Consider the following 16,802-nt stretch of genomic DNA (forward strand, 5'->3'; position numbering starts at 1 on the left):
ATAGACAAGGTGAAATTTATCTAATGGCCGATTGGCAGTCCCTCGATCCCGAGGCCGCTCGTGAAGCGGAAAAATACGAAAACCCTATTCCTAGCCGCGAACTCATCCTCCAGCACCTTGCTGATCGGGGTTCGCCTGCTAGTCGCGAGCAGTTGGTAGAAGAGTTCGGTCTGACCACAGAGGACCAACTTGAAGCTTTGCGCCGCCGCCTACGCGCCATGGAGCGCGACGCTCAACTGATCTACACCCGCCGCGGCACTTATGCGCCGGTGGACAAGCTCGACCTGATCCTCGGTCGTATCAGCGGCCACCGCGACGGCTTCGGCTTTCTGGTGCCGGATGATGGCAGCGACGACCTGTTCATGAGCCCGGCGCAAATGCGCCTGGTATTCGATGGTGACCGCGCCCTGGCCAGAGTTTCCGGCCTGGATCGTCGTGGTCGTCGCGAAGGCGTGATCGTCGAAGTGGTATCTCGTGCCCATGAAAGCATCGTGGGGCGTTACTTTGAAGAGGGCGGTATCGGCTTTGTGGTAGCGGATAACCCGAAGATCCAGCAGGAAGTGCTGGTGACACCGGGGCGTAATGCCAATGCCAAGGTCGGTCAGTTCGTTGAAGTGAAGATTACTCACTGGCCGACGCCGCGCTTCCAGCCACAAGGCGACGTAGTTGAAGTGGTAGGCAACTACATGGCGCCGGGCATGGAAATCGACGTTGCCCTGCGCACCTACGATATTCCCCATGTCTGGCCCGAGGCCGTGCTCAAAGAGGCCGCCAAGCTCAAGCCGGAAGTGGAGGAGAAGGACAAAGAGAAACGCATTGATCTGCGCGACCTGCCTTTTGTCACCATCGATGGTGAAGACGCTCGCGACTTCGACGACGCAGTGTTTTGCGAAGCCAAGCCCGGCAAGCTGCGCCTGTTCGGCGGCGGCTGGAAACTGTACGTGGCCATTGCCGACGTCTCCAGCTACGTGAAGATTGGTTCGGCTCTGGATGCTGAAGCCCAGGTGCGTGGCAACTCGGTGTATTTCCCCGAGCGGGTTATCCCGATGCTGCCTGAGCAGCTTTCCAATGGCCTGTGCTCGCTGAACCCGAAAGTTGATCGCCTGGCCATGGTTTGTGAGATGACCATCTCCAAGTCCGGCGAAATGACCGATTACCAGTTCTATGAAGCGGTGATCCACTCCAAGGCGCGACTGACCTACAACAAGGTCAGCACCATGCTCGAGCAGCCGAAAACCACCGAAGCCAAGCAACTGCGCGGTGAGTACGCGGATGTCGTACCGCACCTTAAGCAATTGTATGCGCTGTACAAGGTCCTGCTCGGTGCTCGTCATACCCGTGGCGCCATCGACTTTGAAACCCAGGAAACCCGGATCATCTTCGGTTCCGAGCGCAAGATCGCCGAAATTCGTCCAACCACGCGCAACGATGCTCACAAACTGATTGAGGAATGCATGCTGGCGGCCAACGTGGCCACCGCCGAGTTCCTCAAGAAGCATGAGATTCCGGCCCTGTACCGGGTGCACGACGGTCCGCCGCCGGAGCGTCTGGAGAAGCTGCGTGCCTTCCTTGGCGAGCTGGGCCTGTCCCTGCATAAAGGCAAGGATGGTCCTACGCCGAAGGACTACCAGGCGCTGCTGGAAACCATCAAGGATCGTCCGGATTACCACCTGATCCAGACCGTGATGCTGCGCTCGCTGAGCCAGGCGGTGTACAGCGCTGATAATCAGGGCCACTTCGGCCTGAATTACGAAGCCTATACCCACTTCACTTCGCCGATCCGTCGTTACCCGGACCTGCTGACCCATCGGGCCATTCGCAGTGTCATCCACTCCAAGCAAGACACGCCGCACGTGCGTCGAGCCGGAGCGATGAGTATTCCGAAAGCGCGTATCTATCCGTACGACGAGGCCATCCTCGAGCAGCTCGGTGAGCAGTGCTCGATGAGTGAGCGTCGCGCCGACGAAGCCACTCGTGACGTGGTGAACTGGCTCAAGTGCGAGTTCATGAAGGATCGCGTCGGCGAATCCTTCCCTGGCGTGATCACCGCGGTCACCGGTTTTGGTCTGTTCGTCGAACTCACCGATATCTACGTCGAAGGCCTGGTGCATGTCACTGCGCTGCCAGGTGACTACTACCACTTCGATCCTGTGCATCACCGCTTGGCGGGCGAGCGCACCGGTCGCAGCTTCCGCTTGGGTGACACCGTGGAAGTGCGGGTCATGCGCGTAGATCTGGACGAGCGCAAAATCGATTTCGAGATGGCCGAAAAGACCATTGCTGCACCTATTGGCCGTAAAAAGCGGGGTGCTGCGGACGTGCCGGCGAGCAAGACAGTCGAAGAGCCAGCTCCAGCGAAGGCGGGGCGTCGCAGCTCTGCCAAGGAGAAAGCGGTCGAGGCTTACCGTCCGAGCGATGCGGCGGCAAAAAACGCCGAAGTACGCAAAAGTCGTGAAATGAAACAGGCGCTGCTGGCGGGAGCCAAAGGCGGTGGTAAAGCGGCGTCTGGGGGAAAGTCCGGCAAATCGGCTCCGGCCAGAGACAGCGACCGGCCAGCCAAACCGAGCAAACATCGTAAGGGGCCGCCCAAGGCGGGCTCCGCTTCCGGCGCGAAAAGCGGCGGCGCGCGCAAACCTAAGGCCAAGTCATGAGTCAGTTGGAAAAGATCTACGGCGTGCATGCTGTAGAAGCGTTGCTGCGTCACCATCCCAAGCGGGTCAAGCAGATCTGGTTGGCTGAAGGGCGCAGTGACCCACGGGTTCAGGTGCTGGTTGATCTGGCTGCGCAGAACCGTGTGTCGGTCGGCCAGGCCGAGCGTCGTGAGATGGACGCCTGGGTTGAAGGCGTGCATCAGGGGGTGGTGGCGGAAGTCAGCCCAAGCCAGGTGTGGGGCGAAGCCATGCTCGACGAGCTGCTGGATCGCACCGAGGGCGCGCCACTGTTGCTGGTGTTGGATGGTGTGACCGATCCGCACAACCTTGGCGCCTGCCTGCGTACCGCCGATGCGGCGGGTGCCCTGGCGGTGCTGGTGCCCAAGGACAAGTCGGCCACTCTGACCCCGACCGTACGTAAGGTGGCTTGCGGTGCTGCCGAAGTGATTCCGCTGGTGGCGGTGACCAATCTGGCCCGTACCCTGGAAAAGCTTCAGCAGCGCGGCCTGTGGATCGTCGGTACCGCCGGCGAGGCCGAGCAGGAGTTGTACGATCAGGATCTGACCGGCCCGACCATCATCATCATGGGGGCCGAAGGCAAGGGCATGCGTCGCCTGACTCGCGAGCACTGCGACTATCTGGTGCGCCTGCCAATGGCCGGTAGCGTCAGCAGCCTCAACGTCTCCGTGGCCACGGGCGTCTGCCTGTTCGAAGCCATGCGCCAGCGCGGCGCCAAGGCCAAGGCCGTCGCCAAAAAAGCCTGATCTATCCCGTAGGAGCCGGCTTGCCGGCGAACCATGCCCTGCCGTCCATTGCCGGCTCGTTGGCTCCTGCAGGTGATTGTTCAAATAATCACCAATTGCCTTGCGCCGCTGTTCCCCCTTCTCTACAATTGCGCCCCTTGCCGTGACGGCAGGCGCATATGTGCCTACTAACAGGCAAGACACACCAGTGTCATTCACTCCTTGTCTGACCGCTTATAGGCGGCAGGCTACAACCCGTAAGGAGCATTCATGCGTCATTACGAAATCATCTTTTTGGTCCACCCGGATCAAAGCGAGCAAGTCGGCGGCATGGTTGAGCGTTACACCAAGCTGATCGAAGAAGACGGCGGCAAAATCCACCGTCTGGAAGACTGGGGCCGTCGTCAACTGGCCTACGCAATCAACAATGTTCACAAGGCTCACTACGTGATGCTGAACGTTGAGTGCACCGGTAAAGCCCTGGCTGAGCTGGAAGACAACTTCCGTTACAACGATGCTGTGATCCGTAACCTGGTCATCCGTCGCGAAGAAGCCATCACTGGCCAATCCGAGATGCTCAAGGCTGAAGAAAACCGCAGTGAGCGCCGTGAGCGTCGTGACCGTCCTGAGCATGCTGACAGCGCCGATGGCGATGACAGCGACAACAGCGACGCCAGCGATAACGCTGACGAGTAATCCACGGACCTTTTGAGGAGCCAATTACATGGCACGTTTCTTCCGTCGTCGTAAATTCTGCCGCTTCACCGCTGAAGACGTGAAAGAGATCGATTACAAAGATCTCAACACTCTGAAAGCCTACGTATCCGAGACCGGCAAAATCGTTCCAAGCCGCATCACCGGTACCAAAGCTCGTTATCAGCGTCAGCTGGCCACCGCTATCAAGCGCGCCCGCTTCCTGGCCCTGCTGGCCTACACCGACAGCCACGGCCGCTGAGACCGGGCAGTCGACAAGTAGTAAGGGATTGAATGCATGCGCGCCTTAGCTGAGTTCATCATGCGCGGTCGTATGCAGGCCACTCTGGTAGTGGCTGGCTGTTCGGCATTGCCGTTGTTGTATTGGTTGGGTGCTGCCGCGGGGAGCCTGGTGCTTCTGCGGCGCGGGTTGAAGGATGCCCTTGGTGTCCTCGCTCTGGGAATGCTGCCGGCTTTGTTCTGGTGGCTGGCGTTCGATGACCCGCGAGCATTTCTGGTGCTGGTGGGGTCTTCGAGTCTTGCGTTGGTTTTGCGCGCAGGCGAGTCCTGGAGCCGCGTGCTGCTGGTCAGCATAGCGATGGGATTGGTGTTTGCTGGAGTCCTGGGTGCGGCTTTCCGCCCTCAGATCGAAGCGTTGTCGCAGGAATTGATAAAGATCCTGCCGATGGCCTTGGGTGAGGTCTACCAGCAGTTATCGGTTGAAGAGCGAGCTCGTCTTGCCACGCTGATTGCACCGATCCTGACCGGCCTGATAGCGGCCTTGTTGCAAGCCATCAGCGTGCTGAGCCTGATTCTTGGGCGTTACTGGCAGGCTGTGTTGTATAACCCGGGTGGTTTTGGTCGCGAGTTTCGCGCCATCAGAATCCCTCTTGGGCCAGCGATGTTGCTGCTGGCGTGCATGCTGGTGGGGCCGAACTTCGGACCTCAACTGGCCATGCTTACGCCGATGTGCAGTGTCCCGCTGGCTTTTGCCGGGCTGGCCCTGATTCACGGGCTGGTGGCGCAAGGGCGACTGGCCAGATTCTGGCTGGTGGGGTTGTACGTCACGCTGTTGCCATTCATGCAGCTGATCTATCCGTTGCTAGTGGTCCTGGCCATTGTCGACAGTCTGGTTGATTTTCGCGGTCGTTTGGCGCCGAAAGACGCCGATAACGCGAACGGTGAAGGTTAAAAGTTAAGAGGATTTTCACATGCAACTGATCCTTCTGGAAAAAGTCGCCAACCTGGGCAACCTGGGCGACAAAGTGAACGTTAAGGCTGGTTACGGCCGTAACTACCTGCTGCCTTACGGCAAAGCCACCGCTGCTACCGCTGCCAACCTGGCTGCGTTCGAAGAGCGTCGTGCTGAGCTGGAAAAACTGGCTGCAGACCGTAAAGCTTCGGCTGAAAGCCGCGCTGCCCAACTGGCCGAGCTGGAAGTGACCATCACTGCCACCGCCGGTGACGAAGGCAAGCTGTTCGGTTCGATCGGCACCCACGACATCGCTGATGCACTGACCGCCTCCGGCGTTGAAGTCGCAAAAAGCGAAGTTCGTCTGCCGAACGGCACCATCCGCAACGTAGGTGAATTCGACGTAGCCGTGCACCTGCACGCTGAAGTTGAAGCAACCGTACGCGTTGTCGTGGTGGCTGCTTAAGCAGTACCAAATCGTCTGGCACCTTGTGTGGCTGACGGTTAACATCGGGCACGATCCTGTTTACAGGTCGTGCCCTTTGTCTTTCTGCTGATCCTGATTTTCACCCCCGAATTCCAAGTGGCCATGAACGATATTTCCGCTCCCGAGCAATACGATCTGCAAACCGCTGCCCTGAAGGTGCCGCCGCATTCCATCGAGGCCGAACAGGCCGTGCTCGGTGGTCTGATGCTGGACAACAACGCCTGGGAACGCGTGTTGGATCAAGTGTCCGACGGCGATTTCTATCGGCATGACCACCGTTTGATCTTCCGCGCCATCGCCAAGCTGGCCGATCAGAACATGCCCATCGACGTGGTCACCCTGTCCGAGCAGTTGGACAAGGAAGGCCAGACCTCCCAGGTCGGCGGCCTGGGCTATCTCGGCGAGCTGGCCAAGAACACCCCGTCGGTGGCCAACATCAAGGCCTATGCGCAGATCGTTCGCCAGCGGGCGACCCTGCGCCAACTGATCGGCATCAGTACCGAGATCGCTGACAGCGCCTTCAACCCTGAAGGTCGCACCGCCGAAGAGATCCTCGACGAGGCCGAACGGCAGATCTTCCAGATTGCCGAGGCGCGGCCCAAGACCGGCGGTCCGGTGGGCGTCAACGAGTTGCTGACCAAGGCCATCGACCGCATCGATACCCTGTTCAACACCGACAACGCCATCACCGGCCTGTCCACCGGCTACACCGACCTCGACGAGAAGACCAGCGGCCTGCAACCGGCCGACTTGATCATCGTCGCCGGCCGTCCGTCCATGGGTAAGACCACCTTCGCCATGAACCTGGTGGAAAACGCGGTACTGCGCAGCGACAAGGCGGTGTTGGTGTACTCCCTGGAGATGCCAGGCGAATCGCTGATCATGCGTATGCTGTCCTCCCTGGGCCGCATCGACCAGACCAAGGTCCGTTCCGGCCAGCTGGAAGACGACGACTGGCCGCGCCTGACCTCGGCCGTCAACCTGCTCAATGACCGCAAGCTGTTCATCGACGACACCGCGGGTATCAGCCCTTCGGAGATGCGTGCGCGGACCCGTCGCCTGGTGCGTGAGCACGGCGACATCGCGCTGATCATGATCGACTACCTGCAGCTGATGCAGATCCCCGGTTCCAGCGGTGACAACCGGACCAACGAGATTTCCGAGATCTCCCGGTCCCTCAAAGCCCTGGCCAAGGAATTCAACTGCCCGGTGGTGGCCCTGTCCCAGCTCAACCGCTCTCTGGAACAACGCCCCAACAAGCGCCCGGTGAACTCCGACTTGCGGGAATCCGGAGCGATCGAGCAGGACGCCGACGTGATCATGTTCGTGTACCGGGATGAGGTGTATCACCCCGAGACCGAGCACAAGGGCATTGCCGAGATCATCATCGGCAAGCAGCGGAACGGCCCCATCGGCTTTATCCGCCTGGCGTTCATCGGCAAGTACACCCGCTTCGAGAACCTCGCGCCGGGCAGTTACAACTTCGACGACGACGAATAACCCGCCCGTTCGCCGGCAATTCGCTTGCCGGCGCCTAGCTGTAGGTGCCGGCTCGCCGGCGAGTCGGGCTGCACCGAATTCCGACCATAATGGTCGGAATTGGTTATTTTTTGTGCTATATTCCGCGCCCGCGAATTTCCCTGTGAATCAACGCGTCCCTATCCAAGCCAACACCGGTCATCGACATGCAAGCAGCCAAGCCGTTATTTGACTATCCAAAGTACTGGGCCGAATGTTTCGGGCCAGCACCATTCCTGCCCATGAGCAGGGAGGAGATGGATCAGCTTGGCTGGGATTCCTGCGACATCATCATCGTCACCGGTGATGCCTACGTCGATCACCCCTCGTTCGGCATGGCGATCATCGGCCGGCTGCTGGAGTCCCAGGGCTTTCGCGTGGGGATCATCGCCCAGCCGAACTGGCAGTCCAAAGACGACTTCATGAAGCTCGGCGAGCCGAACCTGTTCTTCGGTGTCGCCGCCGGGAACATGGACTCGATGATCAACCGCTACACCGCCGACAAGAAAGTCCGCTCCGACGACGCCTACACCCCGGGCGGCCTGGCGGGCAAGCGTCCGGACCGCGCCAGCCTGGTGTACAGCCAGCGCTGCAAGGAAGCCTACAAGCATGTGCCGATCGTCCTGGGCGGCATCGAGGCTTCCCTGCGCCGTATTGCTCACTACGACTACTGGCAGGATCGGGTGCGCAACTCGATCCTGATCGACGCCAGCGCCGACATCCTGCTGTACGGCAATGCCGAGCGGGCCATCGTTGAAGTGGCCCAGCGCCTGTCCTATGGCCACAAGATCGAAGACATCACCGACGTGCGCGGCACCGCCTTCATCCGCCGCGATACGCCCAAAGACTGGTACGAAGTGGACTCCACCCGTATCGACCGCCCGGGCAAGATCGACAAGATCATCAACCCCTACGTCAATACCCAGGACACCCAGGCCTGCGCCATCGAGCAGGAGAAGGGCCCGGTTGAAGATCCGAGCGAAGCCAAGGTGGTGCAGATCCTTGCCAGCCCGCGGATGACCCGGGACAAGACCGTGATCCGCCTGCCGTCCATGGAGAAGGTGCGCAACGACCCGGTCCTGTACGCTCACGCCAACCGCGTGCTGCACCTGGAAACCAACCCGGGCAACGCCCGCGCCCTGGTGCAGAAACATGGCGAAGTGGACGTGTGGTTCAACCCGCCGCCCATTCCCATGACCACCGAGGAAATGGACTACGTGTTCGGCATGCCTTACCAGCGCGTTCCGCACCCGGCCTATGGCAAGGAAAAGATTCCGGCCTACGACATGATCCGCTTCTCGGTGAACATCATGCGTGGCTGCTTCGGCGGCTGTACCTTCTGCTCCATCACCGAGCACGAAGGGCGGATCATCCAGAACCGTTCCGAAGAGTCGATCATTCGCGAGATCGAAGAAATCCGCGACAAGGTTCCCGGTTTTACCGGAGTGATCTCCGACCTTGGCGGTCCGACTGCGAACATGTACCGCATCGCCTGCAAGAGCCCGGAGATCGAATCCGCGTGCCGCAAGCCGTCCTGCGTGTTCCCCGGCATCTGCCCGAACCTCAACACCGACCACTCGTCGCTGATCCAGCTGTATCGCAGCGCCCGCGCCTTGCCCGGGGTGAAGAAGATCCTCATCGCCTCCGGCCTGCGCTATGACCTGGCGGTGGAATCGCCGGAGTACGTCAAGGAGCTGGTGACCCACCACGTGGGTGGCTACCTGAAGATTGCCCCGGAACACACCGAGGAAGGTCCGCTCAATCAGATGATGAAGCCGGGCATCGGTACCTACGACCGCTTCAAGCGGATGTTCGAGAAGTACTCCAAGGAAGCGGGCAAGGAGCAGTACCTGATTCCGTACTTCATCGCCGCCCACCCGGGGACCACCGACGAAGACATGATGAACCTGGCCCTGTGGCTCAAGGGCAACGGCTTCCGCGCCGACCAGGTGCAGGCGTTCTACCCGTCGCCGATGGCCACCGCCACCGCCATGTACCACTCGGGCAAGAACCCGCTGCGCAAGGTCACCTACAAGAGCGACGGCGTGACCATCGTCAAGAGCGAGGAACAGCGTCGCCTGCACAAGGCGTTCCTGCGCTACCACGATCCCAAGGGCTGGCCGATGCTGCGCGAGGCCCTGCTGCGCATGGGGCGTGGCGACCTGATCGGCCCGGGCAAGCACCAGCTGATTCCGACCCATCAGCCGGCCACCGACAGCTACCAGAGCGCCCGCCGCAAGAACTCGACACCGGCCGGCAGCCACAAGGTGGCCAAGGAAACCAAGATCCTGACCCAGCACACCGGCCTGCCGCCGCGTGGCAGTGACGGTGGCAATGCCTGGGACAAGCGTGAACAGGCCAAGGCCGCCGCCTTCGCCCGCAACAAGCAGGCCGCCAAGGAGCGTGCCGATGCGGCCAAGGGCAAAGGCAAGAAGCCAACCCGCAAGCCGGTGGTACCGCGCTAGACAACAGAACGCCAGCTCCTCGGAGCTGGCGTTTTTGTTTTGGCTGCCGATCGCGGCGCAAGCCGGTCTTGTTGGCGGTCCGCTGTCAGCGCTGGCGCATTGAGCTGGCGCTGCATTAACCGTGCGAGCGCAGCAGCTTCAGGTCATGCCGTCTGGCACATTTCTGTGCAGTGAGCTGCACAGGGATGCACCGGTTGCGCGGTTTTGGTGCTGTACTGCCCCGAGTCGTTGAACAACCCCCCCGGACTTGGGCCCTGGCACAAGTCTTGCGCGGGTTCATCCACCGCTCAGGCTCGCAGGAGGCACGCCGTGTCGATTCATGTCGCATTGCACCATGTCACGCACTATCGCTACGACCGCGCCGTCGAACTTGGCCCGCAGATCGTCCGCCTGCGCCCGGCTGCCCACAGCCGCACGCGAATCCTCGCCTATGCGCTGAAGGTCCAGCCCGAGCAGCATTTCATCAACTGGCAGCAGGACCCCCAGGGCAATTATCTGGCGCGCCTGGTCTTTGCGGAGAAAACCACCGAGCTGCGGATCGAAGTGGATCTGCTGGCGGAGATGGCGGTGTTCAATCCGTTTGACTTCTTCCTTGAGCCCTACGCGCAGCAGATCCCTTTCGCCTACGCCGCCGATGAGCAACGCGAGCTGGCGCCCTACCTGGAAACCCTGCCCCTGACGCCCAAGTTCCAGGCCTACCTGGACGGTATCTCGCGTACGCCGTTGCCGGCGGTGGACTTCCTGGTGGCGTTGAATCAGCGACTCAGCGCAGACATCGCCTACCTGATTCGCCTGGAACCGGGGGTGCAGAGCCCGGAGCAGACCCTGGTCAATGCCTCCGGCTCCTGTCGCGATTCGGCCTGGCTGCTGGTGCAGCTGTTGCGCCACCTGGGACTGGCGGCGCGTTTCGTCTCCGGCTACCTGATCCAGCTCACGGCCGACGTCAAATCCCTGGATGGTCCTTCGGGCACCGAGGTGGACTTCACTGACCTGCATGCCTGGTGCGAGGTCTACTTGCCCGGAGCCGGCTGGATCGGCCTGGACGCGACCTCAGGGCTGTTTGCCGGAGAAGGTCACATTCCCCTGGCCTGCAGCCCCGATCCCTCTTCAGCGGCGCCCATCACGGGTCTTGTGGAGCCTTGCGAGTGTCAGTTCAGCCATGAAATGAGTGTGGAGCGGATCTGGGAAGCGCCCCGGGTCACCAAGCCTTACACCGACGAGCAGTGGCTGGCCATCCAGGCCCTGGGCCGGCAGATCGATGTGGACCTGCTGCAGAACGATGTGCGCCTGACCATGGGCGGCGAACCGACCTTCGTGGCCATCGACGATCCCGACGGCGCCGAGTGGAACACCGCCGCCCTGGGCGCGAACAAGCGGCGTTTGGCCGCTGAGCTGTTCCAGCGCCTGCGCCAGCGCTACGGGCCTCAGGGGCTGGTGCACTTCGGCCAGGGCAAGTGGTACCCGGGGGAGCAATTGCCGCGCTGGTCGCTGAACTGCTATTGGCGAGTTGACGGTGTGCCGATCTGGCACAACAGCGCCTTGATTGCCGATGAGCACGAGGACTATGGCGCTGACGCATCATTGGCCGGGCGCTTTCTCGCCAGTGTCGCCGAGCGCCTGAAGCTGCCCGGGCGCTTTGTGTTTCCCGCCTACGAAGACCACTTCTATTACCTGTGGCGCGAGGGCCGCCTGCCCCTCAATGTCAGTGCCGAGGACTCGCGGCTGGAGGATGCCCTGGAGCGCCAGCGGTTGCGCAAGGTGTTCAGCCAGGGCCTGGATAAAGTCATTGGCCAGGTGCTGCCCCTGGCCCGCAGCGCCAAGGGTGATCAATGGCAGAGCGGCCGCTGGTATTTGCGAGACAGTCATTGCCGATTGGTGCCAGGGGATTCCCCCCTGGGCTATCGCCTGCCCCTGGCGTCCCAACCCTGGGTGACAGCGGCGGAGTACCCCTTCATTCACCCCAACGATCCGAACCAGGACTTCCCTGAGCTACCGGACCGGGCGCAGCTCGCAGAAGTCCCTGAGTCGGCGGTTGCGGATGAACGCGTGCCACAGATCGATCAGTCCGCGGATTGGCTGACCCGTACCGCGCTCTGCGCCGAGGCGCGAGAAGGGCGGCTGTACCTGTTCATGCCGCCCCTGGAGCGACTCGAGGATTACCTGCAACTGGTCAGCGTGATCGAAGCCACTGCGGCAGAGCTGCATTGCCCGGTGCTGCTGGAAGGCTACGAGCCGCCCGCCGACCCGCGCTTGAGCAACTTCCGGGTGACGCCGGACCCAGGCGTGATCGAGGTCAACGTGCAGCCTTCGGTCAGTTGGGACGAGCTGGTGGAACGCACCGAGTTCCTGTACGAGCAGGCCCGGCAGACCCGCCTGACCAGTGAGAAATTCATGATCGACGGGCGCCACACCGGTACTGGCGGCGGCAACCATTTCGTCCTCGGTGGCGCGACGCCGGCGGACTCGCCGTTCCTGCGCCGCCCCGACCTGCTGCGTAGCCTGATCAGTTATTGGCACAATCATCCGTCGTTGTCCTACCTGTTTTCCGGGTTGTTCATCGGCCCCACCTCCCAGGCACCCAGGGTCGATGAGGCGCGCAACGACTCGCTTTATGAACTGGAAATTGCCTTTGCACAAATGCCCGCGCCGGGCGAGGAGTGCCCGCCGTGGCGGGTGGATCGCCTGCTGCGCAACCTGCTGATCGATGTCACCGGCAATACCCATCGCGCCGAGTTCTGCATTGACAAGCTCTATGCGCCGGACGGCGCCACCGGGCGTCTCGGCCTGCTGGAACTGCGGGCCTTTGAAATGCCGCCCCATGGGCGCATGAGCCTGGTCCAGCAGTTGCTGCTGCGGGCGCTGGTGGCGCGGTTCTGGCGCGAACCTTATGCCCCGGCCAAGCTGGCGCGTTGGGGCACCGAGCTGCACGATCGTTTCCTGCTGCCGCATTTCATCGAGCAGGATTTTGCCGATGTGCTGGTGGAGCTCAATGCCGCCGGATATCCGCTGCGGGCCGAGTGGTTTGCCGCGCACCTGGAGTTTCGCTTTCCCAAGGTCGGCGATTACGCGGTCAGCGGTATCGAGCTGGAGTTGCGTCAGGCCCTGGAGCCCTGGCATGTGCTGGGGGAAGAGGGCGGGGCCGGGGGCACGGTGCGCTATGTCGACTCCTCTGTGGAGCGTCTGCAGGTCAAGGTCAGTGGGCTGACGCCGCAGCGCCATGTGCTGACCTGCAACGGTGTGGCGGTCCCCTTGCAGCCCACCGGGCGGGTAGGGGAGTTTGTCGCCGGGGTGCGCTATCGCGCCTGGCAGCCGGCCAACTGCCTGCAACCCGGCATCCCGGTACACGCACCGCTGGTGTTCGATCTGCTGGACAGCTGGATGCAGCGCTCCCTGGGGGGCTGCCAATACCATGTGGCCCATCCTGGGGGACGCAACTACGACAGTCTGCCGGTCAATGCCAATGAAGCGGAAAGCCGGCGCATGGCGCGTTTCTTTCGCCTCGGACACAGCCCCGGGAGCCTCGCGGTGCCGCCTTTGATCATCAATGACGAGCTGCCCATGACCCTGGATTTGCGACGCTTCTAATCCACCTGCGACGCCCGCGATCTAGCCATATCCGGGCGTCGGGGCTGTGGGTTAATCTGACTTTCCCTGCCGTCTGCCGAGTGTTCCATGCCTGACTTGCTAGACCGTTACCCGCTGACGGCGGGTACCTACCACGAGCTGCTGGATGACCAGGGTGCGGTCCGGGCGCACTGGCAGCGCCTGCTTGAACAACTGCAACGCAGCAGCCCCGCACAACTGGCCCAGCGCCAGGCGCTGCTGACCCGGCAGATCCACGAGAACGGTGTCACCTACAACGTCTATGCCGACCCCAAGGGCGCGGACCGGCCCTGGGAGCTGGATTTGTTGCCCCATGTGATCCCGGTGGAGGAGTGGCAACTGTTGTCCGCCGGGATCGCCCAGCGGGCGCGCCTGCTCAATGCCGTACTGGCGGACCTGTACGGCCCGCAGCGACTGATCAGCGAAGGGCTGTTGCCTGCTGAACTGGTGTTCGGGCACAACAACTTTCTCTGGCCATGCCAGGGCATCCAGCCGCCCGAGCAGACCTTTCTGCACCTCTATGCAGTGGACCTGGCGCGCACCCCCGATGGTCGCTGGTGGGTCACTGCCGATCGTACCCAGGCGCCGTCCGGGGCCGGCTATGCCCTGGAAAATCGCATGATCGTGTCCCGGGCCTTTCCGGATCTGTACCGCGACCTGCACGTGCAGCATCTGGCCGGCTTCTTCCGTGCCCTGCAGGAAACCCTGGCCCGGCAGGCGCCCCGGGATGCCGAAGCGCCGCTGATCGTGCTGCTGACTCCGGGGCGTTTCAACGAGAGTTACTTCGAGCATCTGTACCTGGCGCGTCAGCTGGGTTACCCGCTGGTGGAGGGCGGCGACCTGACGGTGCGCGATGCCACGGTCTATCTCAAGACCCTCAGCGGCCTGCGTCGGGTGCACGCCATCATGCGTCGCCTGGATGATGATTTCTGTGATCCTCTGGAGCTGCGCACCGATTCCGCTCTGGGGGTGCCCGGCCTGCTGGATGCGGTGCGTCAGGGCCGGGTGCTGGTGGCCAATGCCCTGGGCAGCGGGGTGCTGGAGTCTCCAGGGCTGCTGGGCTTCTTGCCGAAAATCAGCCAGTTCCTGTTGGGGGAGCCATTGCTCCTGCCTTCCATCGCCACCTGGTGGTGTGGCGAGGCGCCCGTGCTGCAACAGGCCCTGGAGAAACTCCCAGAGCTGCTGATCAAGCCGGCGTTTCCATCCCAGAGTTTCACCCCGGTGCTGGGGCGCGACCTGAGTCCCGAACAGCGCGCCAGCCTCGCCGAGCGTATGCGTGCGCGGCCCTATGCCTATGTGGCCCAGGAGTTGCCGCAACTGTCCCAGGCGCCGGTCTGGCAGGCCGAGGACGGTCGCTTGCAGCCACGGGCCATCGGCATGCGGGTGTACGCGGTGGCCAGCGACGACGGCTATCGGGTGCTGCCCGGCGGCCTGACCCGGGTCGCCGCCGATGCCGACGCCGAAGTGGTGTCGATGCAGCGCGGTGGCGCCAGCAAGGACACTTGGGTGCTGGGGGAGCGCGCGCCCAGTGGCGAGCAATGGAAAGCCCAGCGCACCATTGGTGTCTATGACCTGGTCCGTCGTGATCCTTACTTGCCGTCGCGGGTGGTGGAGAACCTGTTCTGGTTCGGTCGTTATTGTGAGCGCTGTGACGACAGCGCACGGCTGTTGCGGATCATGCTGGCCCGTTACGTCGATGGCGACGATCCGCGAGCCTTGCTGGCCGCGGTCGACCTGGGGGAAAGCCTGATGCTGCTGCCGGATGAGGGCGAGTTGCCCGAGCGTCTGCTGGCGGCCCTGTTGGGGGAGGACTGGTCGTTCAGCCTGCGCTCCAACCTGCAGCGCCTGCAGTGGGCCGCCTCCCAGGTGCGCGGCAAGCTGTCCCGGGAAAACTGGCAGGCCCTGGTGGAGTTGCAGCGCGAAGCCCAGGAGCTGGACACCGCAGAGCCGGACTTCGGCGAGCTGCTGGATTTTCTCAACCGTCTGGTGATGTCCCTGGCGGCGCTCTCGGGATTCGCCCTGGACGACATGACCCGCGACGAAGGATGGCGCTTCCTGATGATTGGCCGACGCATCGAGCGCCTGCAATTTCTCAGCAGCAGCCTGGCCGCCTTCCTGCGGGGCACTGCGGTGTTCGATCAGGCGGGCCTGGAGTGGCTGCTGGAGCTGGGCAACAGCAGCATCACCTATCGCTCCCGCTACCTGGCGGTGGCGCAGTTGATCCCGGTCCTCGACCTGTTGCTGCTGGATGAGCAGAACCCCCATGCGGTGCTGTTCCAGCTCAAGCTGGTGACCCGAACCCTCAAGCGCCTCAACGATGACTTCGGCGTGCCCCGTGAGGTGGCGTTGCCGAGGCTGGTGGAGCGCCTGGCCCATGTCGACCTGGGCTGCCTGGAGAACTCCCTGTTTGGTGAGGCCAGCGTGAGAGCCGCCGTGGCGGGGCTGGCGGACCTGTTGCAAGAGATCGCCGAGGTCAGCGGCCAGGTGTCCGATCGCCTGGCCTTGCGGCATTTCGCCCACGTGGATGATGTCAGCCAGCAAACGGTGTCGGTGTAATGAGCGCGCGCTACCAGATTTTCCATGACACCCATTATCGCTACGACAGCCCGGTGTCCCTGGCCCAGCAGCTGGCGCACCTGTGGCCCCGGGTTTGCGCCTGGCAACAGTGCAGCGAGCGGCAGTTGCTGATCAGTCCCGAGCCCACCTCCCGCCGTGACGAGCAGGATGTGTTTGGTAACCCTTTGACCCGTCTGGCCTTCGAGCGGCCCCATGATGAATTGCAGGTCAACGCCCAGCTTAGCGTCGAGGTGCTGGATCGGCCGCGTTTGGACTTTGCCGCGTCCATGGCGTGGGATGTCGCCCGGGGAGCCCTGACCTACAGCGGTCGGCCGTTGCCGGTGGCGTTGCTGGAGGCCAGCCGCTATCGCTTCGAATCACCTTATGTGCATCTCAAGCAGCGTTTCGTCGAGTTTTCCGCAAGCTGCTTTGCTCCGGGACGGCCACTGTTGCAGGGCGTCCAGGCCTTGATGGAGAAGATCTTCAGCGAGTTCACCTTCGATGCCGAAGCGACCCAAGTGGCGACACCTTTGGTGGAAGTCCTGGAGCGTCGACGGGGCGTGTGCCAGGACTTTGCCCACCTGATGCTGGCGTGCCTGCGTTCGCGAGGGTTGGCGGCGCGCTACATCAGCGGCTACCTGCTGACCCAGCCACCGCCGGGGCAGCCGCGGCTGATCGGTGCCGACGCTTCCCATGCCTGGGTATCGGTGTTTTGCCCGGTGCTGGGCTGGGTGGATTTCGATCCGACCAACAACGTGCAGCCGGCACTGGAACACATCACCCTGGCCTGGGGCCGTGATTTTTCCGATGTGTCGCCGTTGCGTGGAGTGATTCTTGGCGGGGGCAGCCATGACCCGGAGGTCCGGGTCACCGTCATGCCTCTGGAATAAAGCA

Annotated in this window: 11 protein-coding genes; all 11 read left to right on the forward strand. The window is 62.4% G+C overall.

Features of this window, described 5'->3' with window-relative positions:
* Positions 1 to 23 precede the first annotated feature (23 nt).
* The 11 genes from rnr to ACMGF8_RS07960 all read left to right on the forward strand — a co-directional run bounded on the left by rnr (position 24) and on the right by ACMGF8_RS07960 (position 16,798).
* Positions 24 to 2,651: a ribonuclease R gene (gene rnr / locus ACMGF8_RS07910; protein WP_102862917.1), complete on the forward strand. Its 2,628-nt coding sequence runs from the start codon at positions 24 to 26 to the stop codon at positions 2,649 to 2,651.
* The gene (rlmB, locus tag ACMGF8_RS07915) at positions 2,648 to 3,415 is read left to right on the forward strand and encodes a 23S rRNA (guanosine(2251)-2'-O)-methyltransferase RlmB (protein WP_016964328.1); all 768 of its coding nucleotides are present in this window, start codon (positions 2,648 to 2,650) and stop codon (positions 3,413 to 3,415) included. Before rnr ends, rlmB begins: the two co-directional genes overlap by 4 nt.
* A 249-nt stretch (positions 3,416 to 3,664) precedes the next feature.
* A complete protein-coding gene (rpsF, locus tag ACMGF8_RS07920) occupies positions 3,665 to 4,090 on the forward strand; it encodes a 30S ribosomal protein S6 (RefSeq protein WP_011058949.1) in 426 nt (141 codons plus the stop codon).
* Between the two features lie 28 nt (positions 4,091 to 4,118).
* On the forward strand, positions 4,119 to 4,349 hold the full coding sequence (gene rpsR, locus ACMGF8_RS07925; RefSeq protein WP_002551829.1) for a 30S ribosomal protein S18: 231 nt from the start codon (positions 4,119 to 4,121) through the stop codon (positions 4,347 to 4,349).
* Positions 4,350 to 4,385: 36 nt separating this feature from the next.
* Positions 4,386 to 5,279: a hypothetical protein gene (locus tag ACMGF8_RS07930; protein ID WP_102862918.1), complete on the forward strand. Its 894-nt coding sequence runs from the start codon at positions 4,386 to 4,388 to the stop codon at positions 5,277 to 5,279.
* A 19-nt stretch (positions 5,280 to 5,298) separates the two neighbouring features.
* Entirely contained in the window at positions 5,299 to 5,745 is a 447-nt protein-coding gene (rplI, locus tag ACMGF8_RS07935; protein ID WP_020299422.1) for a 50S ribosomal protein L9, read from the forward strand.
* Positions 5,746 to 5,868: 123 nt separating this feature from the next.
* Positions 5,869 to 7,266 (forward strand): replicative DNA helicase, encoded by a 1,398-nt coding sequence (gene dnaB / locus ACMGF8_RS07940; protein ID WP_007921486.1) that lies wholly within the window; start codon positions 5,869 to 5,871, stop codon positions 7,264 to 7,266.
* 185 nt (positions 7,267 to 7,451) lie between these two features.
* Positions 7,452 to 9,749, forward strand: a complete 2,298-nt coding sequence (locus ACMGF8_RS07945) for a YgiQ family radical SAM protein (RefSeq protein WP_102862919.1) — start codon at positions 7,452 to 7,454, stop codon at positions 9,747 to 9,749.
* Positions 9,750 to 10,058: 309 nt separating this feature from the next.
* Entirely contained in the window at positions 10,059 to 13,334 is a 3,276-nt protein-coding gene (locus ACMGF8_RS07950; RefSeq protein ID WP_102862920.1) for a DUF2126 domain-containing protein, read from the forward strand.
* An 87-nt stretch (positions 13,335 to 13,421) separates the two neighbouring features.
* Positions 13,422 to 15,908, forward strand: coding sequence for a circularly permuted type 2 ATP-grasp protein (locus tag ACMGF8_RS07955; protein WP_102862921.1), 2,487 nt, complete (start codon positions 13,422 to 13,424; stop codon positions 15,906 to 15,908).
* The gene (locus tag ACMGF8_RS07960) at positions 15,908 to 16,798 is read left to right on the forward strand and encodes a transglutaminase family protein (RefSeq protein ID WP_102862922.1); all 891 of its coding nucleotides are present in this window, start codon (positions 15,908 to 15,910) and stop codon (positions 16,796 to 16,798) included. Before ACMGF8_RS07955 ends, ACMGF8_RS07960 begins: the two co-directional genes overlap by 1 nt.
* The last annotated feature ends 4 nt before the right edge of the window (positions 16,799 to 16,802 follow it).

The organism is Pseudomonas sp. BNK-7, assembly GCF_048072025.1.
In the GTDB taxonomy this organism is placed as follows: Bacteria; Pseudomonadota; Gammaproteobacteria; order Pseudomonadales; family Pseudomonadaceae; genus Aquipseudomonas; species Aquipseudomonas danubii.

Coding starts and splice junctions, on each gene's coding strand:
- rnr (WP_102862917.1), top strand. CDS start 24: ATGGCCGATTGGCAGTCCCTCGATCCCGAGGCCGCTCGTGAAGCGGAA.
- rlmB (WP_016964328.1), top strand. CDS start 2,648: ATGAGTCAGTTGGAAAAGATCTACGGCGTGCATGCTGTAGAAGCGTTG.
- rpsF (WP_011058949.1), top strand. CDS start 3,665: ATGCGTCATTACGAAATCATCTTTTTGGTCCACCCGGATCAAAGCGAG.
- rpsR (WP_002551829.1), top strand. CDS start 4,119: ATGGCACGTTTCTTCCGTCGTCGTAAATTCTGCCGCTTCACCGCTGAA.
- ACMGF8_RS07930 (WP_102862918.1), top strand. CDS start 4,386: ATGCGCGCCTTAGCTGAGTTCATCATGCGCGGTCGTATGCAGGCCACT.
- rplI (WP_020299422.1), top strand. CDS start 5,299: ATGCAACTGATCCTTCTGGAAAAAGTCGCCAACCTGGGCAACCTGGGC.
- dnaB (WP_007921486.1), top strand. CDS start 5,869: ATGAACGATATTTCCGCTCCCGAGCAATACGATCTGCAAACCGCTGCC.
- ACMGF8_RS07945 (WP_102862919.1), top strand. CDS start 7,452: ATGCAAGCAGCCAAGCCGTTATTTGACTATCCAAAGTACTGGGCCGAA.
- ACMGF8_RS07955 (WP_102862921.1), top strand. CDS start 13,422: ATGCCTGACTTGCTAGACCGTTACCCGCTGACGGCGGGTACCTACCAC.
- ACMGF8_RS07960 (WP_102862922.1), top strand. CDS start 15,908: ATGAGCGCGCGCTACCAGATTTTCCATGACACCCATTATCGCTACGAC.